We start from the raw sequence: 22,995 nt of genomic DNA on the forward strand, positions 1-22,995 counted from the left end.
ACGCAACTGCGCGACGTTTGTCAGAGGACCAGCGCACTATCTCATCAAACGCCACCCATGAAACCTGGTGATGATGATCCCGCCTGCACTACTTCTTGGCCTTCGCACTTGCAGCCTTGGAAGTGGACCGCTTGGTTGGAGACGCCTTCGCTTCGCCGGGGCTGTCGGCGTCCTTGAGCTCCTGCTCGGCCGTGGCCTGGATCAGGGCCATGAGTGCCGAGTCCAGGCCGGGCGCGAATTCTTCCTTGCGTTCCGGTGAGATGGTCATGGGGAATCCGTCAGGCTGCTGCTGGGTGCTGAGCTCGGTGCCGTCGTTGGATGGTGAAGCCCCACGGTAGAGCTTGCCCGCTTCGCTGAGGTTGTCAGCACTGAAGGTGTACTGGATGCTCTGAAGTCCCAGGTCCAGGAGCTTCTTCACTTCCGGAAAGTGCTCCGCGTTGGTCTTCGGGATGGGAAGGACTTTCCCCCAGTTCACACCGAGGCTCTCCAGAGCCTTGGCGTAGGCATTTTCGTGGGCCTGGTCGCGGACGATCAAGTAGGCGATAGTGGAGCGCGCCGTCTTGTTGTCCGTCATCTCGTAGATACGACACTTCTGGAGCCGGCCGGTGGATTCCAGCATCAGGTTGTAGAGCAGGTCCAACACCAGGTTTCCGCTGTTGTACACGTAGGATCCGCTCCACGGGTTACCCGCGGCGTCCACCGGCAAGGCACCTTGGGCGCCCACCAGATAGTGGTGGATGTTGCTGGTGTCCAGTGCGATCTTCAGGGGAGTTGCTCCTCCTGCGCCCGGCTGGTCCACAGGATCGGACTTCTTGCCCTGGTAGCGCGGCGACCCATCGAGGAGCTGGGAAATGGTGGTTCCGATGAGCTCTACGTGGCTGATCTCTTCCGTACCGATGCCTTGAAGGAGGTCCTTGTACGGCTTGGACGCAGGGTCGCCGCGGAAATTCATGCTTTGGAAGAGGTACTGCATCATGGTGCGCATCTCTCCGAACTGCCCGCCCAGGCCTTCCTGGAGTGCGTTGGCGGCTGCGGGATCGGGCTCGTCAGCAGCAATTTCGTTGATGAGAAGTTGGGTGTGCAGGTACATTGCGATTCCTCACGTTGTTCGAACTGCGTCCTTGGGGATGGAAATCCACTGCTGGCCATCCCGGAATCACAACCATAAGCATGCTTATTATTTCTGGCAAGGATGAACCCGGCATCCAACCGCCCTGGTAGCCATCGATAAGGCCGGAGTGGGACGTGGCTTCGAGCCAAGAAAGACAGGATGCTTATTATTTAGGTAGGCTGGCCGCTTAGGCACCGGAGGCAACAGCCGTTCCGTCGTCCTGATCCACGCAACATCAGCCATGTCGACGCATGGAACGCGGCACAGATTCAATATCTCGGCAAGAAACCACCCTTCCCACAGGAGGACCACCATGACGGACCAATACACCTTCCGAAACCCGGTCACCGCCTACGAACAGATTTCCCCACCCAAACAGCACCAGCCCGAGCCCGGCCTCGACGCAGAACTGAAACCCAGAGCGGACCTCGGCGAAGACAGCTACCGGGGGTCCGGCCGGCTGGAAGGTCGAAAGGCGATCGTCACCGGAGCGGATTCGGGAATCGGTGCAGCAACGGCCATCGCCTTCGCCCGAGAGGGGGCCGACGTCGTGCTTTCCTACCTTCCCGAGGAAGAAGTGGACGCCGCCCGAATTGCCGGCATCATCGAGGCCGCCGGCCGCAAGGCGGTGAAAGTGCCGGGTGATCTCAAGGACCCGGCCGTGTGCAGGGAGGTGGTGGACACCGCCGTCGAAGTTCTGGGCGGAATCGACATCCTCGTCAACAACGCGGGCAAGCAGGTGGCACAGGAGAACCTTGCCGACATCACCGATGAGCAATTCGACCACACCCTGAAAACCAACGTGTACGCAATGTTCTGGCTGACCAAAGCCGCACTCCCCCATCTGCCCGCCGGTTCCGCCATCATCAACACCACATCCATCCAGGCCTATAGCCCGTCACCGACCCTGGTGGACTATGCCACCACCAAGGCCAGCATCAACAACTTCACCAAAGGTCTGGCCCAACAACTGGCACCGCAAGGAATCCGTGTCAACGCCGTGGCGCCAGGTCCGATCTGGACCCCGCTGCAGGTCAGCAGCGGCCAGCCCAAAGAGGCGCTGCCGGAATTCGGGCATTCCACTCCCCTGGGCCGCGCCGGGCAACCAGCCGAACTCGCTCCCGCCTACGTCTTCCTCGCCTCACCCGAATCCAGCTATGTGGTGGGCGAGACCCTGAATGTCAATGGCGGCAACCCCACGCCATGAATGCCGGCCAGCGGCATCGGCCGCACACCTGCACGAACACCAAAGCCCAAGGTAAGGAGCAGGAAGAGTCATGAAAGCAGTAGTTTTTGAAGCCCCCTATGAACTGTCCGTGGAAGACGTCACCGATCCGAGAATCGAGGAGCCGCTTGATGCGATCATCCGCATCACCACGGCCAACATCTGTGGCTCGGACTTGCACCCCTACGAAGGTCGGGCGGACCTCGCCGCCGGCATGGTGCTCGGTCACGAAAACATGGGAATCGTTGAGGAAATCGGGCCTGGAGTCAACCGCATCAAGGTAGGCGACCGCGTATCAGTACCGTTCAACCTGGCCTGCGGAACCTGCAGGAACTGCAACAACGGCTTCACGTCTGCGTGCTTGCGCGCCAACCCCTCCGGCCAGCCCGGCGCCGGGTACGGATACCCGAAAATGGGGCCTTACTGGGGTGGGCAGGCAGAACTGCTACGGGTCCCCTGGGCCGACTTCAACCTACTCGAACTGCCTGGAGGAACGGACCACGAGAACGACTTCACTATGCTCTCTGACGTTTTTCCGACCGGCTACCACGGCGCCGAAATGGCAATGGTGGGCCCGGGCAAGTCCGTCGCTGTGTTCGGCGCCGGGCCGGTCGGCTTGATGGCGGCCCACAGTGCCTTCCTCAAAGGCGCCTCCCAGGTATTCGTCGTCGACAAGGAAAAGGACCGCCTCGCCCTGGCAACGGAGATCGGCGCCACAGCGATCAACTTTGCCGACACTGACCCCACCGAAGCCATCACAGAAGCAACGGACGGGTTCGGTGCCGACTGCGGCATCGAAGCAGTCGGATACCAAGCCCACGACCACACCGGCCAGGAACATCCCGAAATGGTCCTGGACAACCTGGTCAAAGTCGTGCGCGCCACCGGACACATCGGAGTAGTTGGGGTCTACGTCCCGGAGGATCCTGGTGCCACCACTGAACTGGCCAAGGAAGGCAGATACGCCTTCAACTACGGAGAAATGTTCACCAAAGGCATCAGTCTCGCCGGCGGCCAATGCCCGGTCAAAAAGTACAACCGGGAACTCCGTGACCTGATCATCCGCGGCAAATCCAGCCCGTCGTGGATCGTTTCCCACGAAGTACCTCTCCAGGACGCCGTCGGTGCCTACGAAAAGTTCGACAAGCGGATCGACGGTTACACCAAAGTCCTGCTCAAGCCATAGTCCACCGAAGCCCTCAACCCTGGACTAACTGAAGACCGCGCCGCCACTAGCGCGCCCTGTCTTCACCGCAGGCAAGCACCGGCCAGCATTTACGCCACCGAACTCCTTCCAGACAGTGGGGCACGTTGGCACCTGGAAGCAGTTAAGGAGCGCGATCGTTGTGCTGGTCGCGACCCCAATCCTGCACGCTCCTGGAAGCCGGCAGCCAAGGAAAGTTTTTCGTTGTCGGTGCGCCGTCGGCTGAGTAGTCTCATCCTTAGCAGGCAAGGGAGCACACGTCATGGCCACCTTCATACTTGTCCACGGAGCGGGAACCGGCGGATGGCTATGGGATGCCGAGGCCGCAGAACTGCGGCGTCGGGGCCACCGCGTTTATTCGCCGACGCTCTCTGGAACCGGCGAGAGGACGAACGACGGCGGACCCGGCATCTCGCTCTCGACGCACATCGCTGAGGTCCGGCATCTGGTCCAAACCCTCCATGACAGAGTTCTGCTGGTTGGCTTCAGTTACGGCGGACTCGTGGTTGGCGGGGCAGCCGAATGCGTGCCGCACCGGATCGCTGCCCTGGTCTACCTCGATGCCCTCATGCCCGAGAACGGGCGCTCGATGTTCGATTACTTACCAGCCGAAGTGAAAACAGCTTTGCAGGACGCGGCGGCAACCACCGGCGATGGATGGCGCATGCCGCCAGTCCCACTGCCCAAGCTTGGCGATCTTGGCCCCTTCGGTGACGGGATTGACCCTGACGCCATCCGTGAAGTCCTCGCCAAGCGCGGAGCGCACCCCATCGGAACCTACCGGGAACATGCCAAAGTTTCCAACGCGGCTGCTCAGAGAATCCCCCGAATTTTCATCGCGTGCACATCCCACGGCGGCGCAGACCCCATGACCAGCGCTGCCGAAAAAGCCCGAACGGCCGGCATACCGGTCATCGAGATCGAAACGGGCCATTTCCCCATGCTGAGCAAACCCGTGGAACTGGCCGACATCCTGTCAGGGGCCGCTGCAACCACCGAGAGAGAACACTCGGCGCCATCGACCGCGAGTTAACCCCTTACCGCCCTGAGCTGCCAGGACTCGCCGATCATGACCCAACGGGGAGTTTCCGCAGGTCAATACCCCCTGCCGGAAACTGAGGCCTTACTTTGGCGAGAGGCTGAATCTGTTTGCCCCGGGCCGGACTTGGTCAGCACGTCCCGGCATTCCCAGTTCGGGCACCACAAGAATTTCGCTGAGACATCGGGTAAGCCACGTGTGCCTCTTGATCGCAGATGATAAGTATGCTTAGCTTTCAGAGAGTCAGGCCACGCGCTCACCCCTTCTGAAGGCCAGAGGGCTTATGCCCGTGACAGGCCGCCCATCCTTTCATCCCTCCCGTTTAGCCGCGTCCCACGCAGGGAGGCTAATTCGGCCGGGCTCCAGAACCAGCACCAACTTTGAACCCCCGGCATGTTCTGTGGGGTCAACGCGCATTGATAAGTGGCAGTACTTCCTGTTCCGGCTGCTGTCCGCAGCCTGCCAACCGTGGAAAAGAGAGCGACAATGACTGAGAGCCAATCTCCGCAGGACGGAAGCTTCGCGACACCAAGGGTTGGGGCCCACGCAGGGACTCAACCGTTCACCGGCAGCTACCTGGACGCGCCGCCCGGTGAATTTGAAACGGTCCGACCCACAACTACCAATTCAGGAACTGGAACTGCTGATGCCGGAACGGTCGAGACTGCCAAGCAGGAAGCCGCCGGAGTAGCCGGTGCCGTAGGCGACGCCGCGAGCGGAGTCGTCGACGCAGCCAAGTCCGAGGCCGACAATGTGGCCCACGAGGTCAAGGTGAACGCCCGCCAGCTGCTCACGCAGACCAAGGGCGAGCTGTCCGATCAAGCTCGGGCCCAGCAGCAGCGGGTTGCCGAGGGTTTACGGTCAATTTCCGACGAGTTGTCCACCATGGCCAACTCCACGGAGAACGGTGGAGTCGCCACCGACTTGGTCCAACAGGCCGCCCAGCGTTCTTCCTCGGTTGCCCAGTGGCTCGACGGACGGGATCCAGGATCGCTTCTGGATGAACTTAAGGGCTTCGCACGCCGCAAGCCGGGAACCTTCCTGCTGTTGGCTGCCGGGGCCGGCGTACTTGCGGGCCGTCTGGGGCGGGGCATGACAGGAAACGGATCCCCCGACGGGGCCGCTGCGACAGGCTCAACCTACAAGCCCGCCGCGGGTTCAACCGTTCCCCCGCCTGCAGTTGAGCTGCCTGGACCGGACGCCACAACGGCTTCGTACATCACTGCACCCGGCGGCGCGGCCAGCAACGGCTACGACGCAGGAACTACTGGCGGAATCGACGGGTCGACGCTGCCGTATCCGGAAACCGAGGCCGGTGGAATAAATACCCAAGGCGACCCCTTGGCAGGATCCCTTGAACAGAAAGACCCCCATTACGGAGGACACCAATGAGCAGTTCCACCGACCTGCCGCCCACAGATGCCCATGTGAAGGCAGAGACGCTGCCCCTTGGCGAGCTGTTGGGCGACCTGACGCGGGACGTTTCCACGTTGATGCGCCAGGAAGTGGAGTTGGCCAAAGCGGAACTCAAGGAGTCCGCCACCAAGGCAGGCAAGGGCGCGGGAATGCTGGGCGGAGCCGCATACGCCGGCCACATCACCGTGCTGTTCCTGTCCATTGCCCTCTGGTGGGCGGTGGGCCAGCTTATTGGACTCGGATGGTCCGCGGTTATTGTCGCGGTCATCTGGGGAATCGCCGCTGCCGTCCTGGCCACGCTCGGCCGCAAGGAACTGAACACCATCAAGGGCCTGCCCCGGACAGCTGAGACGGTCAAGGAAATACCCCCGGCTTTGAAACCGAACACTGAGGAGACACGATGACGCAGAACCCCGACGCCCTTCGCGCCGATATCGAAGAAACCCGCCGACGGCTGAGCACCAACGTTGATGCGGTCGCGGACAAGGTCACGCCGTCACACATCGTGAACCGCCGGGTAGACAAAATCAAGACCGCCGTGTTTGGCGCCAGCGATGATGTCCAGGAGCGTGCCGGCGACGCCGCCCAACACGCGCAGGACACTGTGTCCGGCGTCGTTTCGGAGATCGGTGACACGCCCCAGGTCATCACCCGAAAGACTCAGGGCAGCCCGATCGCAGCAGGACTGATCGCTTTCGGCGCAGGCCTTTTGGTCTCATCCCTGTTTCCCGCCTCGGAAAAGGAGCGCGAAGCTGCACGAGCCGTCAAGGAAGCAGCCCAACCACTCACGGAGGAACTGAGCCACGCTGCCCAGGAAATGGCCGATCACCTGAAAGCGCCTGCACAGGATGCGATACAGAACGTGAAGGACACTGCAACCGAGGCAGCGACAAACATCAAGGAGGAGAGCCAGACGGCAGCCTCTGACGTCCAAGAACGGGCTGAGACGGCCAAGGACAACGTCAGCAACCCGTAGGCAGAGAATCACCTTCCGAATGGCAAATGCAAGCATGCCACCGAGGTCGGGGTATTCCCCCGACCACCCACGAACGAGTGCCCTATGACTATTCACGATTCAGCCCAAACCAGCGCAGCCAAGGCCAAGACCGCACCCTCCCCGGAGGACCCCCGTAAGCCAGACAGCCCGAACGACCTTGCCAAACCCACCTGGATGTACATTGCGAAACGGACTCTGCGGGAATTCACCAAAGACCAATGTCCCGATGCGGCAGCCGGCCTCACCTACTACGGTGTACTGGCCCTCTTCCCGGCACTCCTAGCACTGGTTTCCCTACTGGGAGTCTTTGGGGATGCAGGGAAGACAACGTCTGCACTGCTGGATATCGTCCAAGAGTTCGCTCCAGGACCAGGCGTTGACACCCTGCGGCAGCCCATCGAGGAGCTGACAAAGTCCAACGCGGCCGGATTCGCTTTGGTCCTTGGCATTGTCGTTGCCCTCTGGTCGGCTTCCGGCTACGTCACCGCGTTCAGCCGAGCCATGAACCGCGTCTACGAAGTGGACGAGGGACGCGGGTTCATCAAACTGCGTGGCACCATGCTTGCGGTCACCGTTGTGGCGGTTGCGGGTGCTGCCCTGGTCGCGGCGATGCTGGTCCTGAGCGGTCCCGTGGCAGAGGCCATCGGAGGTGCCATCGGGTTGTCCGAGACGTTCCTGACTGTCTGGAACATTGCCAAATGGCCGGTCCTCATGGTCGTCGTAATCGCCATTATTGCGGTCCTGTACTACTTCACTCCCAACGTCAAACAGCCCAAATTCCGCTGGATGAGCGTGGGTTCCCTTATCGCCTTGGTGATTTTCGCCCTCGCATCACTGGGCTTCGGCTTCTACGTTGCAAACTTCAGCAACTACAACAAGACCTACGGTGCTTTGGCGGGCGTCATCATCATGCTGCTGTGGCTCTGGATCCTCAACATGTCACTGCTGTTCGGCGCGGAATTTGACGCCGAAATGGAACGCGGCCGCCAGTTGCAAGGAGGCATTAAAGCCGAAGAAACCATCCAGCTTCCACCCCGCGACACCAAGAAGAGCGACAAGCTCCAGGAAAAGGAAGAGGCGGATATCCGTCGTGGCGAGGAAATACGCGACACACAAGGCGACGCCACGACCAACAAATAGGCAAGCTGAATGCTTCCCCAACATCACTTGAGCCTGGGCGCTCATCCGAACAGTCCCACTGCCATACGCCGGATCTTCTTCAGTGTGATCCGGCCCTCAGGAACATCCGCACTACATTTCACGAACGCAACGACGCCGCTACTCTCCCCCGACCATGAGCGGCTGCGGCACCTTATGAAGTAACCCCGCGGGCTGTAGTGTGGGTAGCAGGGACACTCGCTGATGCAGCCGGCGCTCAGTTCTTCGCACGGACGAGGCATCAATCATGAACAGCACCCAAATCGGCAATTTCCTGAGGGAAACCGTGGCCTTTGAGGATGATACCGACGAAGGCCTTGATCTCGACACACTGTATGGGTTGTACCTCAGCTGGTGCGCCTTAGGCCGCAAAATACCCATCCCTGACAGCGCATTTGAGACAGGTCTTCAGGTCGCTGGCTGCAAGCGCGTCAGGCACAACGGCGTCCACATCTACCGCGGTCTTGTCATGGTCGGCCCCGCCGCCCGGGACTTCGCTGTCACCAACACGGCCCTGTGGGCCGATTCCACGGAAGTTGCTGCCCTCGGGCTGCCTGAGTCCGATCAAGACGACATGCCGCATACGGCCTGAGCTGGCACTCAAAAGTGTGGCCTCAGCCAAGTGCGCTCACTATTGCTTGAAGATCCTCACGTAGTGCAGAGGCGTTTGCGGTCACTCGCGCCAAAATGGCGCTCTCCAGCTGCCGGGTCGTCTGCACCAGCGTCAGCCCTGAGCCTGTAATGACGACAGTGGCGCTGGCCCCTGCGGATTCCCTCACGTGGCGGCGTACATAGCCGCCCTTTTCGAGTTTACCCAGCAGTGAGCTGAGGGAATCGGCTCGAATGCGCATACGCCGCGCAAGCGCCGTTGGGGTTGTACGCCCAGAGACAGTGAGGGCTTCAAGGATGGCCACGGATGCCACGCTTATACCCAAGCCGGCCAGGCCTTTGGCCCACTCCTCCTCAACCAGTGCGGCCGCCGCGGAAAGCAACCCGCTCAGCTGCAGCAGTATCAACTGTGGTTCATCGTCCATGCCGCCACCGGAATGCCTCACGTTATCTTGCAGGCCTGGCTGTCCGGGAGATCTCCTGATCCAGTTGCGCTGACGACGCATGTCCTTACGTCCGACCCGTTGTGCAAGCGTTCACGACCCTCTCTGTTGTACGGAGGCGACGCCCAAGCCACCCTGTACTTCCACCATACGCTTGAAAAGATAAGTGACCTTACTGTTGAAGGTATAGGAAGTGTTGGCCCCTTGCCAACGAGGCCACCTATCCGTGGGCGACCCGGCCGCTGGTCAGGGCCCGGTCAAAGCCAGGGGGTGGTGGTCGGTTTCTGCGGCCGCTGCGGGCCGGGCCGTCCACAGTTGAACCCGGTCTTGGGCAGGAGGGAAGGCGGCTCGTTCTACCGCCCTGCCCCACCTTTGGCCATCAGTTCCAAGCGCTTGAGAGTCTCCCGGTTTCGGGCATCAATCACGGGGTCCCGGAGAACCTTTGGAATGAGTTTTCCGGGTCCTCGGACTGCGTCTTCTTGGATGGAGACGCGGCAGCGATTTGGCCCAAGGTCTTCCAACGTTACGAGTACTTTGGCTTCCCCCAAGGGCCAGCCTCTGGCGAGGAGTTCGAGTTTTCGCCCACGTTCCATGCCCGTGACACGGGTTGAGTCGTCGATCAGCAACGGCCAAGCGCCCACAGAGTGATGGAGCATGGCGTCGACGTGCGGCCATTGGTCATCAACAGCGCGGATCCTTGAGGCGCCGACCACCCAGCCGGAGTACAGCCAGCCATCAGCAACGACGTTCCAGACGTGCTCGACGGTCGCGTCGAACACCCGAGTCATCGTGGACATTTGCATCCCTTTCGCACCGTAATGAACCCCGTAACGGCAAACCGAACGAGGCGGGCTTAGCCGTTGTTGGCCACTGGACCGGGCCGGGCATCCAGCGACCCTTGTGGGCAGCCAATTTATCAGTATTCTTACCATTAGTGCGGTCTCTACTCTGCTTCATCGATGGGAAAGCGATGCTGATCCGTTCAGTGCGTGGCCTTGCCTCGGCGCTCTGGCCCGGAATCGGAAGCCGTTACCGGGAGGGGCGGCTATGGCCGCTAGGCCGGACTCGCCGCATTGGCCGGTTGCCCGGTAGTGCGGTCGCTGTGAACCGGCCTCCAGGACGTGTCACCGGAGCTGTCTTGGCTGTGACCTTCCTGGCCGGCGTCCTGTCCGGATGCTCGACAAGCCCAACAGCTGAGTCCTTGGAAGGGCCGGCGAAATCAGTTTCCGCAGCCTTGCGCGCCACCACCCTCGCGGTGGACCTCCGCAGCAGAGAACGCACGACGGCGGCGGCCGGCACCACAGTGGCGGACGACATGCTTCGCGAAGTCCAATCCGCCATCGACGACGTCGAAGGCTTGACGGTGGCCACCGAAGATGAGCAATCACTTCGCGATAGCACCGTGGCAACTTTCACCACTGTCTCCCGGACGATACTCCACGCCCGCGATGCCCTCACGGCCCCGACCGGGGAATCCGGCAACGGGCAAACAGGGCAACTACCTGGTGTTCTCGATGAACTTCGCGGCGCCACGGATCAGTTGGACGCCCTCATGACCCGGGCCGGCATCCAATGAAACGGCTCCTCGGTGTTGCACTCGGCATCCTGACGGCGATCGGGGGCTTCGTCGACATCGGGGATTTGGTGACCAACGCCGTGGTTGGCTCCAGGTTTGGGCTGTCCTTGTCATGGGTGGTTGTGGTTGGTGTGGTGGGGATTTGCCTGTTTGCGAACATGTCCGGCCGGGTGGCGGCGGTTTCCGGGCGGGCAACGTTCGAGGTCATTCGTGAGCGTATGGGTCCACGGGCCGGTCTTGCCAACCTTGGCGCGTCGTTCCTGATCAACCTCATGACCGTTACCGCCGAGATCGGCGGCATCGCACTCGCCCTCCAGCTGGCAAGCGGAGTGGCTTACATGCTATGGGTCCCGTTCGCTTTGCTGGCCGTCTGGTTGGTGATCTGGCGTGTGAAGTTCAGCATCATGGAGAACGTCACCGGTCTCGTTGGGCTGTCGTTGGTGGTGTTCGCCGTGGCCCTCTTTCTCCTGAAGCCGGACTGGGGTGTTCTGGTCAGCCAGGCGTTCACCCCGTCGGTCCCCCAGGAGGAGAGCGCCGGAGTCTACTGGTACTTCGCCATTGCTCTCTTCGGCGCAGCGATGACACCCTACGAGGTGTTCTTTTTCTCCTCCGGTGCCGTCGAGGAGCGCTGGAGCGCCAAAGACCTCGTCCAGTCCCGCATCAACGTCCTCCTGGGCTTCCCGCTGGGCGGGTTCCTGTCCATCGCGATCGCCGCGTGCGCCGCCGTCGTTCTTCTGCCCGCCGGGATCAGCGTCACCACACTGTCGCAAGTCGCGCTGCCCGTAGCCCAAGCCGGAGGACAGCTAGCCCTGGCCGTGCTGATTCTGGGCATCGTGGCCGCGACATTCGGCGCGGCGCTGGAGACGACACTCTCCAGCGGATACACGCTGGCACAATACTTCGGCTGGTCATGGGGCAAGTTCCGGCGCCCCGCGCAGGCGGCCCGGTTCCACATGGCCATGATCGTGGTCCTGCTGGCCGGGGTTGCAGTCCTGGCCACAGGCGTGGATCCCATCCTGGTGACCGAATACTCCGTGGTTTTCTCGGCGATCGCGCTCCCCCTGACATATTTGCCGATCCTGATCGTTGCCAACGATCCCCAGTACATGGGCAAACATGTCAACAACCGTGCCGTCAACGTGGCCGGGTTGATCTACCTTGTGATCATCCTGGTCGCCTCACTCGCCGCCATTCCGCTGATGATTGCGACAGGAGCAGGGGCATGAAGAAACCGAAAATACGGCAGATCCCGGCGCACGAACTCCGGCCCGCTCCACGCGTGGCCGGCTTGGTGCTCGATGCCCAACTCCATCTGCTGGACCGGCAAATGCTGGACGTCGACGGCGTCCCCGTCACTACCGTGGACGACGTCGAGTTGAGCGGCCCCATACCTGACGAACCAATCCCAACTGGCACTGAAGCACCGCACATTACCGCCCTGCTGACCGGCCCCGTCCTGGGGACCCGAATCTTCGGCGGCAGGCCGCCGTCGAGCAGGCTGATCCGAATTCCGTGGACTGCCGTTGCCGGCGTCGATACGGTTGTGACCCTCGGCGTCCGTTCCGATTCACTCGACGCCTCATGGGTGGAACGATGGCTCAGGAACCACGTGATCGGGCGGATTCCGGGAGGTCGCCATGATCCTGACTGACGTGCTCGGCTGTGATGTGCTGGACAACGACGGCGTGCGCTTGGGCGAAGTCTCCGACTTCCGCTTCGCCCTGGATTCGGCACCGACGCAACTCCTCAGCCACGCCCGCCTGGTGGGAATCGTGGTAAGTCCAAGGACGGCGTCGTCGTTCCTGGGCTACGAACGGCAGGAACTGACGCAACCATGGCCGGTGGCACAGCTGCTGCGCTGGCGACACAGGGGCTCGTTCCTGGTGCTGTGGGAGGACATCGCCGTAATGGGGCCTCGTGCGGTGACCGTACGTGCAGGGTTCACACCATATGCCCCAGGTTTGGCAAGATAACGACCCCGCAGAAAGGGTGACACCACTGTACGTCCACCGCCTCGATCACGACCAACCCGGACTAGTCCCCACCAAACACGAAGACTTCAAGCGCCTGCCTAACCTGATCGCCGACGCCGCGTACCGCAAAGAGTTCCTGAACGGCGTCACCGGGTTCGCGGCCGCGATGATCACCACGTCCACGGGCATCCGCAACGATTGCGCCGTCGCCTTGCGAAGGCTCAAGCGCACCACCACCATCGTCGGCAGCAGCGACGAAGCCGTGGAAGTAGGCACCCGTCGTTCTGGAGGACGCCTTTGCGGGCGCTACTCCTAGGGTCCTGAACACATGGTGATTCCCGTGTACCCTCCTACATAACACCGGAACGGAGAAACAAGGCATGACTCCCGGCCCGCTCGACATCACCTTCACCGCCACCCTTGGCAAGGTCCGTGACGGCGATACATGGACCTGCGTCCAGCTTCCGGGCTCGGCCAGCATCTTCGGAACCCGCGGCCTGGTGAAAGTCGCCGGAACCATCGATGGCCAACCATTCCAGAGCGCGTTCATGGCATTGGGCGACGGGACACACAAGCTCCCCGTGGCCGACGCGATCCGCCGCAGGATCGGTAAAACAGACGGCGATGACGTCACGATCCACCTCACCGAACGCCGGTAGGTCGTCGAGAGCTAATTGATGACCGTTGACTCCCACGGCTTGGCACTCATCAGGACGTTAGGGCACTGGCCGGAACCAGAGACCGACACGGCCATCGAATCCGGCTGGGCCCTGAGATAGACCGACTTAGATTGGTGGTGGGCCCGCCCGCGAGGGGCGCGGCCAGCCGGCTCACCGGCTTACGGGCGCTGTCGCAACCGGCAAGGACCATTTCGCCTCACTAATGAAAGAAGGGAACCAATCATGAAACTCACCATCAGCCTGCAAGTCACCCTTGACGGCGTCGCTCAGGCGAACGGCGGCAACAACCAGGAGATGGACCCCGGCTTCACACGCGGCGGGTGGGCACTCCCGCTCAACGACGGTGAGGCCGTTCAGTACATCCTCGACACCTGGCAACGTCCGGACGCCTTCCTGCTCGGCCGGAAGACATACGGTCTGTTCGAGAAATATTGGGGTGCCCGCAGCGACGACGGCGGCTTCGGCGAGGCGATCAGCTCGAAACCGAAATACCTCGTCTCCACCACCGTGACTGAACCGACGTGGGAGCCGACCACTGTCATCTCCGGCGATATCACGGCTCGCGTACGCGAACTCAAGGCGCAGCCCGGCGGTGAACTCCTCGTGGTGGGCAGCGCGGCACTCGCGCGGTGGTTGCTCGAGAACGAGCTGGTCGACGAGCTGAACTTGATCCAGTTCCCGGTGATCATTGGCGAAGGCGAACGTCTGCTCCCCGAGCGCGGTCTCGACTTCGCACTCGACCTGATCGAGTCCCGCGTTTTCGGTACCGGCATCGTTGGCCTCACCTACAGTGTGGGCGGCCGCCCCGAGTACGCCTGAGCGAGCGATGAAGCTGCCGCCTCAGTGGCCGAGCCGGAGGTCATCGAACCGGTAACAAGGATGAGGGACATGGCTTCTTCTTTCGTGTGGAGTGGGCCGGTGGCGCCTTAGTTGAGGGATGTCACGAAGGTACGGAGATCTGTGGCGTCGCTGTGGATCTCGCCTGCTGAATATTTGCGGACGGAAGCGGCGCTTTGGACGGTCTCGTCTTGGGATATGGAATCGGCCATGCGGAGACCCCGGTAGTGTTCGACTCCATAGCGGGCTTCTGACTGCAGACCGTGGAGCCGCAACGCGTTGCAAAATTCCTGGCCTGGCAACGGAGTCTTGTTCCCGGTGAGGCACCAACTGATGTAGAGGCCATAGACCGTCATGTGGCTGAGCCCGTCGGCGGAATCATCGTCGAAGACGACGCATTCGCTCAAGAAGAGGGGTATTTGGTTGTCGATGATTGCAGCGGCCTCCGGCCATCCAAAGGAGCCGCCAGTCTGCATCAGCGAAGGGATTGTCCACCAAGACTACAGGACTGCTCAACTCGGGATGTCAGCGATATCCAGCGCTACTGGGAGATGGAGACAAGACGCCACTGGTCTCATTGACGTGTTCTATCTAACATTGGATATGCTGCTTTAGGTCAAGTAGTCGGCATCCCAAACTGAGCGCGAGGGAGGGCCTATGGGCTGCCATGTCACCGACGCTCGGTTCAGCGCTCCGCAGGCTGCGGGGAGCATCTCATGACGTCAGCAAGACCGGGTCCCAAGGGTGAAGTTGACGGGCCAAAGAAGCCGCCCAAAGCAGTCCTGCTTACGGCGACAGTGACATGGGCTGCGGACCAATGGTTTGAGCTGCACGTTCTTGAAATGCCTGATCTCATCGTGCACTCACGCAGTCTCAGCGAAGCACCCAACGCAGTGAAAACAGCGGCAGCCCGCTCAACCAACCGGGAACCCGAGTACTTCTCTGTGAGGCTATTGTTCTGAATCACCGGAGGTCAATGGGGTCTGAACGGACCTCGCCCGAGACACACCCTTTTACGTCTTCTGCCACGGTCACCGCGCGGACAGCTTGGAGGCAAACTCCGCCAGCGCACCGGGCCAGGACGGCGAACTTATCCACCCGCCGTCGGCGTCTTTCCTTGCCTCTCTCCCACTGCTGTATGCCTGTCCTAGCCGTGACTGCTCGATCAGCGTGGGCGCGAAGGATGCCGCTAGTCCATAAGAAGTGGACTTTGAGGGGTGATCCGTAATCCGAAAGGCGCTAGATCACGAGGGCAGACTCTACCTGTCCATCAATCGGTCACGTCCAGAACTCAGGCAGGCAAGGTAGCCGTCATGTCGAAGAACCCGGTTCCACCGGACGAGATTCTCCGCTGCGGAAGTTGCGGCTTCCGGCTTGAATTGCCTGCTTGAGCGAGCGGAAACTTTCAGGGTTTCCTTTGGAGTTGCCCCGCGCTGCATGAAGCCCACATCCCGGCTCAGAATTGAGGTGTACGGCACCAAGGGCGCGTTGACCTTCGATTTGCAGATCCTGAACGAACTGCAATTCCTGGACGCAACTGCCCAGACACGGGAGCATGGCTTCCGCCGGATCCTGGTCAACGGGAACCAGCCGCCACTCCCCTTTGATGCCGCAGCCTTGAAGGATGCCAAACCCCGGCAACTGACCCAGGCCATCGCGGCATGGCTCTACGAGCGAATCGTAGTAGACGGTGGCACTTTTGGCTCCCGGCACGGGGACGACTCACGGCATACCTCTGTCAATTCAAACGACACCGTTCTCGTCCCAAGGGACGAACGCGAACCCTCAGGTTGTCACAAAAAGACGAACGGAGGCGCCTCCAAAAGGAACATGCTTATCGGTAGGAGGAGACGGCCCGCGACACGGGAACGTTCGGCATGCCAATCCCGCTCTCAGTGCAAGCACCACAGCGGGCCTGCCCTGGTGCCGTTCCACTAGCCACGACACACCGAGGAGAGCCACCATGACCGCAGAACTCGTAGCAGATTTCACCCGACGACTTCCGCAAATGCTGGAAGACATTCGCACACTTGTTGAGTGCGAATCGCCCTCCGAGGACCTTGCTGCCACTGCTGCAGCGGCCGAAGCTGTGGCAAATCTGGGTCACCGGATCCTGGGCGTGGAGGCCGAGCGGATCGTGATCGATGGTCGCACGCACCTCCGGTGGATGCTCTCTGATGATCTGCCCAAAGTTCTCATGCTCGGCCACTATGACACTGTGTGGCCGATTGGCACCTTGGATTCGATTCCGTTCTCGCTGAACGATGGGACCCTGCGGGGGCCCGGGTGCTTTGACATGAAAGTAGGCGTTGTGATGGCCCTGCACGCTGCAGCCGCTCTGGGGGCTGAAGTCCCTGTAGCCATTCTCATCACCGGAGACGAAGAAATCGGGTCCGGCAGTTCCCGGCGGCTGATCGAAGATACCGCCAGAGGGACACTGGCAACGTTGGTCCTTGAAGCCTCGGCCGACAATGGAGCGCTGAAGAGTGCGCGCAAGGGTGCATCCATCTACGAAGTTTCCGTGACGGGCCGTGCCGCGCACGCCGGGCTGGAACCGCACCTGGGCGTTAATGCCGTCGTCGAATTGGCGCACCAAGTAACCCGCATTGCCGCGCTCGGATCGGTTGAGCTGGGAACCAGCGTGGTGCCAACGGCCGGGAGTGGCGGTACAACCACGAACACTGTTCCTGCAGCGGCGAACGTAGCTGTGGACGTCAGAGCGTGGTCGGCCGCGGAACAGGAAAGAGTGGACCGGGAACTCCGGGCGCTCACGCCAGTGCTGCCCGGAGCCCTGGTACACGTCAACGGGGGCCCGGATCGCCCACCGATGGAGGCTGCTGCCAGTGCGAAACTCTTTGCACTGGCACAGGAAGCGGCAACCGCACTCGGCTTGGAACCTCTCACGAGTGCTGAGGTTGGCGGGTGCTCGGATGGCAACTTCACTGCCGGTATCGGCGTCCCCACCCTTGACGGACTGGGAGCTGTCGGTGGCGGGGCCCACGCGGAGAACGAACATGTCCTTGTCGCTGAAATCCCCCTTCGAGCGGCGTTGCTGACGGCCCTCGTCACGAGGCTTATCGAGCCTGGTACAAAGAGTGGGTCTTAAGGAAATGGTTCGGTCCAACAGTGATTTTCGCGAGGACCTGAGCCAGGATGCGTTGCGCCAGAGCGTCGCGGCTTCAGCACGCTCCGGCGTCGAGATCCGGCAGCTCACCACGCACGCGGAATTTCGTGACTGCGCCGCAATCTTTGATGCCATCCGGCAATCCGGAGGTGGGGCATCACTCATTGGCCCCGAGATGCTCCAGGCTCTTACGACTTCTGGCAATTACGTCGCCGGGGCCTTCAGCGAAGGCCAGTTGCCAGGGGCCTGCGTAGGATTTTGGGGACCCCCGGACAGCAGGACGATGCACAGCCACATTGCCGGCGTCTCAAGCGATGTGCGCGGCCGGACCTTGTCCGTCGGAATGCCCTTTTCAACATCAACAAACTAGGCGGACACCCCAGGGTGTACCTGGTCAACCACTACGGTTCCGTGCAAGATGCGTCGCAACTTGCAGCCATGCTCCGCAATGTCCTGGGTGAGAATGATGTCGGTGACGAGGCGGCAAGCACGCTGGGCGGTACGCCGTCGGGGGATCTGCTTACGTTGGCTAATGCCATCGCGGCCCTGGTGGATGCGACTGTGACAATAGAGGATCGAAATTTCAATGTCCTAGCCTTTTCGGCAGGACAAATCGTCGCAGATGCCTCTTGTGTGGAAACGATATTGGGTCGCAGAGTCCCCCAACGCGTGACGAAGGTACTGGAAAGTACCGGAATGATCACCGCCCTCTACAGGAGCAAGGGTGAAATCTACTCCCAGCCTGAGTCGCTGGACTTCGAGGAGAAAGTCATGCTCCGCGTGGCGGTCGCCGTACGAGCCGGGGATGAGATCCTGGGCTCGACTTGGGCGGCCGTCCCGGAGCGTTTGAACGAGGGACGGACGCAGGCTTTCCTTGATGCTGCAAAACTCGTCGCGCTTCACATGCTGCGCCTGCGTGCCGGCGCCGACGTCGAGCGCCGTCTGCGGACCGACCTGGTTGCAACTGCCATTGAAGGGGGACCGGGTTCCCCGGAAGCCCTGGGCCGGTTGGGTCTCTTTGGGCATGCGGTTGCGGTGGTCGCCCTGGGCCTTCTGCCTTACGACTTTGACGCCGAGGATCCTGTCTCCGAATCCCGGGTCATCGCAGAGCGGCAACGATTGGCGGATGCTCTGGCGATCCATCTCGGAGCAGTCGCACCGCGGTCGGCCGTGGCCCTGATCGGGGACGTCGCCTATGGGCTGCTGCCCTTTGTATCCAGTGTCAGCGATGGGGAGCATCGCGCCAAACGAATGATGGCGAGTTTCTTCGGGCGCCTTGGCTCCAAAGTCTCGGCCGTGGCCGGAGTGGGCATTGTCGCCAAGGACAGCAGTCACATCATTCAGTCGCGTATGGGAGCCGACAGATCACCTCGAGTGATGCTCGACCTAGGAGTTCCGGGGGCCGTCGCGGCAATTTCCGAAGTCCAGATCGGTGAACTCATCTTGGAGCTCGGCGATATGGTGCTCGCACGTGGGGACCAGCTCAGTGGTCCGATGGCCAGGCTCCGCGACTACGACAAGGAACACAATGGGCGTCTCCTGGAGACACTTGACTGCTGGCTGAATGCCTTCGGCAACGGCGCAGAAGCTGCAGAAGCTGCCTTCGTCCACACGAACACATTCCGTTATCGCCTGAAGCGGGTGGCCGAAGTGGGCCAGATAGATCTGTCGTCGCCTGATGATCGATTCGAAGCCATGGTGCAACTCCGCTTGCTCGCGAAGACCAACGTCCTGGACTAGCGCGCTCCTTTCGGCCTATTGGTCGGTGTGGGACTTCACCGGGCGGCCCGGAAGAACGTCAAGGCGCAACTGGTCGTGGTCTACCAGGACCTGGCCACCCACCAAGACGTAGGCGTATCCCGTGGAGGGAAGAGTGCCTGTGGCATAGGTCGCCCGGTCAGTGACAGTCTCCGGATTGAATACCACCAGGTCAGCATCGCAACCCGGCTGGACGCGTCCCTTGCGACGCATTGCCGGGACGAACGATTCGAGCACCTTTGCAGGGCCCAGCGCGCAGCGACTTACTGCCTCGGACAGGGAGATGGCGCCCAGCTCCCGCATATACCGTCGAAGGAACCGTGAGAAGCTGCCCGCCCCTCTGGGGTGGTGGGTGACATCTGCCGGCGGCCAGGCGTACGGGTCGTATCGCTCCTGCGGCCAGATGAGCGGCATGGCGTCCGAACCTACTACGGTCCCCGGAAAGAGCAGCGCACGGTCCAGAATCGCCTGTTCCACAGGATCGGCTTCATTGAGAAAGTGGACAATCGCGACGGCGCCAGGATCCTTCCGCTGGAGTTCGGCCAACATGGCATTGTCGGCGACCCGTTGACCAGTTGGCGTGTACACGATCGATTGCGGCGTAAGCCCTCGCTCGTGCAGACGGTCAGGGGAAAGGAAATCGGCGCTGATCGACGTTGAGGCGGCACCGTACGGATATGCTTCCGTCGTTATCTCGGTTTGAGCGCGCTGTACCAAGTCGTGCACGCGGTCGACATGCCACGCCGACGTACTGTTTACGTGACAGTAGTGGGACCGGGCGCCTGTCTCCTGAGCTGCGTTCACAATTTCTTCGGCACCATCAATCACAGTGTCCGGGACGTCCTCGACGAGGTCACGAGCATGCGTAAACGTGCCGGTGTCAGTGTCGGCCGCGAGCTGAGCCATGGTGAGGTACTCCGACGGTTCGACGCGGGGGGCATACCCCATGAGCAGTCCGAGTCCAATGGCGCCATCATCGATATCCTGGCCGAGCCGCGCCACCATGGCAGTGATCTGACGTTTGGTGGCGCTGACTTTCCAGGCGGGATCTCCGAAATAGGCCATGGAGTCGACCAAATCGGCCGTAGCCAGGCCGCCCACATCCACCATCCTCGCTGCCTGCCATGAGGTTGAGAAGCCGTAGTTGATGGCCCGCCCTTCAGTAGCGGCACGCTCATAGTGAGCCGCAACGCCGAGGAAGCCACCTTCAAGGTCCAGTGCGGTGGTGACGCCATCCCTCGCCTGCAGCCGGCCACCGGCAACTGATTGAGCGTGACTGTGCAGGTCGATCCATCCCGGCGCTACGACCAATCCTGCAGCGTCAATGGTCACCGCGCCCTGAAGATCATCGTGTGTGACGGAGACGATGGATCCGTTGGTAATGCCAATGTTCCGGATACCATCCAGACCCGTCTCCGGGTCGATCACCCGCCCACCTACTATGACGAGGTCATGGCTTTCAGGAGCACTGCCGTTGCGGGATGCACCGGCACGGCCTGTCTGCAAACCTCTATTTTCGTGCTTCGGCACAAGAACCACCTTCTGGTCGAGTCATCAAGGACAAGTGCTGCCACCATCCTTGTATAAAACTGGTCCGGTTGATTGGCTGAATTCCACCGATTCGTGGGGACACTTTCGTCCCCTGAAACGAACCAGATCAAAATCAGCAGGATACGATGTCACCAACATTTGCCGAGCCAAGCGCCCTCCCGGCCACCCGGGCTTCCTATCGCAATTCTCTGAATTGATTGTGCCTGTGGCCTATTCGGGAATTCCCAACCATGGCTCCACCGGACCAGCATCTGCGGTTCTGTGGTCTGAGACACGGAGTATCTCTCGTAGTCACTACCGGCAGGGCGCGCTCCAAGGGGCGACCCAGCCACGCCGCCAATTGGAAGACACGCTCTAGCGGGATAGCCGCACTGCTGACAACAGCATCGGGGTAGGAAGGTCTAATGTCCTTCCCACCGATGATCGCCGAGGAGAACGTACCAGCCGGTCCTGGCTCAACAGAGGCGACGAGATCCTATCGATCTCAGCCGTAGCGCTCCCAGCAACCGTGATCATGTCCCCGGTTCCGGGCTCCGGTAGAGAACACTCAGGATCCCGCAGGCCTGAGCGTTGTGAACGGATCCAAGGTCCAGACGTTCTGTTGTCCGGTGAACTTCTTACTCACTGCATAGGCGTAGTCCGGGTAGGCAATCGGGATGTAGGGCACCTGATCGGCGGCGGTCTCCATCACCGAAGCAGTTGCGGCCTTGCGTGCCTCGCCGGCGGTTCCCAGGACGTCGTCGATTTTCGCGTCCATCTCCGGGTTGGCGAACTGGGAGAAGTTGAAGCCCTGAGGCTGGGCGGCGACGCTACCGAGGAGGTCAGGCAGTACCTCACCAACGTCGGCGGTGACGTAGCCAAGGCTTGACAGGCCGAGGGTGAGGTCCTCGTGTCGCATCGTTGACGCCCAAAACTTGTCCGCCGGAACGGGATTGAGGGTGAGGTTGATTCCGATCTTGGCCAGGTCGGCCTTGATGGCCTGCAGGGAATTCATTTGCGGATCAGCGGCGTTGTGGTTCAGTGTCATCTCGAAACCGTTCGGGAATTTCGACTTCGCCAGCTCTGCCTTTGCAGCCTCGAGATCGTAATCGTAGTGCGGTATACCGTCGACGACCTGCTGGTATCCGTCCTCGCCGTAGAGGTTCGTCAGCTGCGGTAGCGGGACGATGGTATCGGCTCGTTGGCCGTGACCATCAGTGGACAACCCCAGCACGGCCTCACGGTCCACGGCGTGGGCGATCGCCCGCCGGACATGCAGATCGGAAAGGTACGGATCGTTCACATTCATCCAGAGGAACTCAATGCCGTTGCTGTGGATCTTCTGCAGATCGAAGTTGCTCACGGACTCCCAATTCTTGAAGTCCGTAGCCAGCACGGGCACAAAGTCCACGTCCCCAGAGGTCGCGGCCAGCCGTAGAGCATCCGGGCTGGTGATCGCAGCGGTTTTCACCTTGGCGATCGGCGCCTTTGTCCCCCAGTACTTATCGTTCCGTTCCAGGCTCAACCCGTCCACCAAGGAGAAGTTCGTGATCTTATACGGGCCGGTTCCGATCGGAGGGACCTCAGGGGTTCCCAAGTCCTGCGGATGAGCTTCGGCCAGCTTCTTCGGAAGAACCTGCCAAATCACAGGAACGTTGGCCAGGAAGGTCTGCGCTCCCTTGCTCAGGACCACCGTGACCTCATCCGCGGCAGTAGCTTTCACCGACTCCACCGTTGCCACGACACTTGCCACCTGCGAGGCCACCTGCGGATCGGTGTGCCGCTGCAACGAGAACGCCACATCCTCAGCGGTCATCGGCGTACCATCGGAAAACACCACGCCCTGGCGCAATTTGAACACCAAGGTATTCGGTGTTGGCTCACTCCACGACTCCGCGAGACGGGGGATCAATTTGCCGTCCGAATCCCGGCCCAGCACCGTGTCCATCACCGCGTTTTGCAGGGAGAGCTCCCAGCCGCCAGAAATGACCAGAACCTGCGGGGCACTGTACAAGGCAACCACGACGGTGTCCGCCGGACTTTCCTTTTGATCACTGGTGGACGAACCGCCACTACAACCAGCCAGCAACAGCGCGCTGACCAGGACAACACCCAGACGGGTCCGATGACCGCTGAAGTGCTTCACACTTGATGACGACATTGAGCTCTCCTAAGAGGAAAAGTGGTTGGGAGAGGCCCATCGGGGTTACCGGCGGCCACACGCGGCGGCAAACATCAACGCTGCGGAAAAGTTCTCTGCACAATCCTGCGGCGGATGACCGAGATCGTGTGCTTCAGAACACAATCCCACATCA

The 22,995-nt window shown here is 61.3% G+C and carries 25 protein-coding genes; 19 read left to right on the forward strand and 6 right to left on the reverse strand.

What is annotated here, in order from left to right:
• Positions 1 to 88: 88 nt before the first annotated feature.
• Entirely contained in the window at positions 89 to 1,090 is a 1,002-nt protein-coding gene (locus ACFRJ9_RS14430) for a manganese catalase family protein (protein ID WP_377669141.1), read from the reverse strand.
• A 334-nt stretch (positions 1,091 to 1,424) separates the two neighbouring features.
• On the opposite strand from ACFRJ9_RS14430, the gene ACFRJ9_RS14435 reads away from it, so the two are divergent.
• The 8 genes from ACFRJ9_RS14435 to ACFRJ9_RS14470 all read left to right on the forward strand — a co-directional run bounded on the left by ACFRJ9_RS14435 (position 1,425) and on the right by ACFRJ9_RS14470 (position 8,742).
• Entirely contained in the window at positions 1,425 to 2,318 is an 894-nt protein-coding gene (locus ACFRJ9_RS14435) for a glucose 1-dehydrogenase (protein WP_377669143.1), read from the forward strand.
• A 70-nt stretch (positions 2,319 to 2,388) separates the two neighbouring features.
• A complete protein-coding gene (locus tag ACFRJ9_RS14440) occupies positions 2,389 to 3,522 on the forward strand; it encodes a glutathione-independent formaldehyde dehydrogenase (protein ID WP_377669145.1) in 1,134 nt (377 codons plus the stop codon).
• A 280-nt stretch (positions 3,523 to 3,802) separates the two neighbouring features.
• Entirely contained in the window at positions 3,803 to 4,573 is a 771-nt protein-coding gene (locus ACFRJ9_RS14445; protein WP_377669148.1) for an alpha/beta fold hydrolase, read from the forward strand.
• A gap of 492 nt (positions 4,574 to 5,065) precedes the next feature.
• Positions 5,066 to 5,971, forward strand: a complete 906-nt coding sequence (locus tag ACFRJ9_RS14450; RefSeq protein WP_377669150.1) for a hypothetical protein — start codon at positions 5,066 to 5,068, stop codon at positions 5,969 to 5,971.
• Positions 5,968 to 6,399: a phage holin family protein gene (locus ACFRJ9_RS14455; protein ID WP_377669153.1), complete on the forward strand. Its 432-nt coding sequence runs from the start codon at positions 5,968 to 5,970 to the stop codon at positions 6,397 to 6,399. Before ACFRJ9_RS14450 ends, ACFRJ9_RS14455 begins: the two co-directional genes overlap by 4 nt.
• The gene (locus ACFRJ9_RS14460; protein ID WP_377669155.1) at positions 6,396 to 6,971 is read left to right on the forward strand and encodes a DUF3618 domain-containing protein; all 576 of its coding nucleotides are present in this window, start codon (positions 6,396 to 6,398) and stop codon (positions 6,969 to 6,971) included. Before ACFRJ9_RS14455 ends, ACFRJ9_RS14460 begins: the two co-directional genes overlap by 4 nt.
• 84 nt (positions 6,972 to 7,055) lie before the next feature.
• The gene (locus ACFRJ9_RS14465; protein ID WP_377669157.1) at positions 7,056 to 8,132 is read left to right on the forward strand and encodes a YihY/virulence factor BrkB family protein; all 1,077 of its coding nucleotides are present in this window, start codon (positions 7,056 to 7,058) and stop codon (positions 8,130 to 8,132) included.
• A 265-nt stretch (positions 8,133 to 8,397) separates the two neighbouring features.
• On the forward strand, positions 8,398 to 8,742 hold the full coding sequence (locus ACFRJ9_RS14470) for a hypothetical protein (protein ID WP_377669160.1): 345 nt from the start codon (positions 8,398 to 8,400) through the stop codon (positions 8,740 to 8,742).
• Between the two features lie 22 nt (positions 8,743 to 8,764).
• Here the strand turns inward: ACFRJ9_RS14470 and ACFRJ9_RS14475 are convergent, their stop codons facing one another.
• Both ACFRJ9_RS14475 and ACFRJ9_RS14480 read right to left on the reverse strand, forming a co-directional pair.
• Positions 8,765 to 9,184 carry a MarR family winged helix-turn-helix transcriptional regulator gene (locus ACFRJ9_RS14475; RefSeq protein ID WP_377669162.1) on the reverse strand — a complete coding sequence of 140 codons (420 nt, stop codon included), beginning with the start codon at positions 9,182 to 9,184 and terminating at the stop codon, positions 8,765 to 8,767.
• 371 nt (positions 9,185 to 9,555) lie between these two features.
• Complete coding sequence (locus ACFRJ9_RS14480; RefSeq protein WP_377669164.1) at positions 9,556 to 9,999, reverse strand: SRPBCC family protein; 444 nt, start codon at positions 9,997 to 9,999, stop codon at positions 9,556 to 9,558.
• 305 nt (positions 10,000 to 10,304) lie between these two features.
• Between ACFRJ9_RS14480 and ACFRJ9_RS14485 the strand changes: the two genes are divergently transcribed.
• From ACFRJ9_RS14485 to ACFRJ9_RS14515, 7 genes are all read left to right on the forward strand, one after another.
• Positions 10,305 to 10,778: a hypothetical protein gene (locus ACFRJ9_RS14485; RefSeq protein ID WP_377669165.1), complete on the forward strand. Its 474-nt coding sequence runs from the start codon at positions 10,305 to 10,307 to the stop codon at positions 10,776 to 10,778.
• Entirely contained in the window at positions 10,775 to 12,004 is a 1,230-nt protein-coding gene (locus ACFRJ9_RS14490) for an Nramp family divalent metal transporter (protein WP_377669167.1), read from the forward strand. The genes ACFRJ9_RS14485 and ACFRJ9_RS14490 overlap by 4 nt, the downstream gene beginning before the upstream one ends.
• Complete coding sequence (locus tag ACFRJ9_RS14495; protein WP_377669170.1) at positions 12,001 to 12,429, forward strand: hypothetical protein; 429 nt, start codon at positions 12,001 to 12,003, stop codon at positions 12,427 to 12,429. Before ACFRJ9_RS14490 ends, ACFRJ9_RS14495 begins: the two co-directional genes overlap by 4 nt.
• A complete protein-coding gene (locus tag ACFRJ9_RS14500; RefSeq protein ID WP_377669172.1) occupies positions 12,416 to 12,751 on the forward strand; it encodes a PRC-barrel domain-containing protein in 336 nt (111 codons plus the stop codon). The genes ACFRJ9_RS14495 and ACFRJ9_RS14500 overlap by 14 nt, the downstream gene beginning before the upstream one ends.
• 16 nt (positions 12,752 to 12,767) lie before the next feature.
• Positions 12,768 to 13,067, forward strand: coding sequence for a hypothetical protein (locus tag ACFRJ9_RS14505; RefSeq protein ID WP_377669174.1), 300 nt, complete (start codon positions 12,768 to 12,770; stop codon positions 13,065 to 13,067).
• Positions 13,068 to 13,131: 64 nt separating this feature from the next.
• Positions 13,132 to 13,410: a DUF1905 domain-containing protein gene (locus ACFRJ9_RS14510; RefSeq protein ID WP_377669175.1), complete on the forward strand. Its 279-nt coding sequence runs from the start codon at positions 13,132 to 13,134 to the stop codon at positions 13,408 to 13,410.
• 243 nt (positions 13,411 to 13,653) lie between these two features.
• Complete coding sequence (locus tag ACFRJ9_RS14515) at positions 13,654 to 14,250, forward strand: dihydrofolate reductase family protein (RefSeq protein ID WP_377669177.1); 597 nt, start codon at positions 13,654 to 13,656, stop codon at positions 14,248 to 14,250.
• A gap of 107 nt (positions 14,251 to 14,357) precedes the next feature.
• On the opposite strand, the gene ACFRJ9_RS14520 is transcribed toward ACFRJ9_RS14515, so the two are convergent.
• Complete coding sequence (locus tag ACFRJ9_RS14520; RefSeq protein WP_377669179.1) at positions 14,358 to 14,744, reverse strand: primase-like DNA-binding domain-containing protein; 387 nt, start codon at positions 14,742 to 14,744, stop codon at positions 14,358 to 14,360.
• Positions 14,745 to 14,984: 240 nt separating this feature from the next.
• Between ACFRJ9_RS14520 and ACFRJ9_RS14525 the strand changes: the two genes are divergently transcribed.
• The 4 genes from ACFRJ9_RS14525 (at position 14,985) to ACFRJ9_RS14540 (ending at position 19,132) form a co-directional block, all read left to right on the forward strand.
• Complete coding sequence (locus ACFRJ9_RS14525; RefSeq protein WP_377669181.1) at positions 14,985 to 15,230, forward strand: hypothetical protein; 246 nt, start codon at positions 14,985 to 14,987, stop codon at positions 15,228 to 15,230.
• Between the two features lie 475 nt (positions 15,231 to 15,705).
• A complete protein-coding gene (locus ACFRJ9_RS14530) occupies positions 15,706 to 16,206 on the forward strand; it encodes a hypothetical protein (protein ID WP_377669184.1) in 501 nt (166 codons plus the stop codon).
• A 25-nt stretch (positions 16,207 to 16,231) separates the two neighbouring features.
• Positions 16,232 to 17,374, forward strand: a complete 1,143-nt coding sequence (locus ACFRJ9_RS14535; RefSeq protein ID WP_377669187.1) for a M20 family metallopeptidase — start codon at positions 16,232 to 16,234, stop codon at positions 17,372 to 17,374.
• A 687-nt stretch (positions 17,375 to 18,061) separates the two neighbouring features.
• Positions 18,062 to 19,132 carry a PucR family transcriptional regulator gene (locus ACFRJ9_RS14540; RefSeq protein WP_377669189.1) on the forward strand — a complete coding sequence of 357 codons (1,071 nt, stop codon included), beginning with the start codon at positions 18,062 to 18,064 and terminating at the stop codon, positions 19,130 to 19,132.
• Between the two features lie 15 nt (positions 19,133 to 19,147).
• Here ACFRJ9_RS14540 and ACFRJ9_RS14545 read toward each other — a convergent pair whose 3' ends face one another.
• Positions 19,148 to 20,656 (reverse strand): amidohydrolase family protein, encoded by a 1,509-nt coding sequence (locus ACFRJ9_RS14545; RefSeq protein ID WP_377669191.1) that lies wholly within the window; start codon positions 20,654 to 20,656, stop codon positions 19,148 to 19,150.
• Positions 20,657 to 21,248: 592 nt separating this feature from the next.
• A complete protein-coding gene (locus ACFRJ9_RS14550; protein ID WP_377669193.1) occupies positions 21,249 to 22,841 on the reverse strand; it encodes an ABC transporter substrate-binding protein in 1,593 nt (530 codons plus the stop codon).
• Positions 22,842 to 22,995 lie beyond the last annotated feature (154 nt).

It is taken from the genome of Paenarthrobacter sp. NPDC056912 (assembly GCF_042786555.1).
GTDB lineage: Bacteria > Actinomycetota > Actinomycetes > Actinomycetales > Micrococcaceae > Arthrobacter.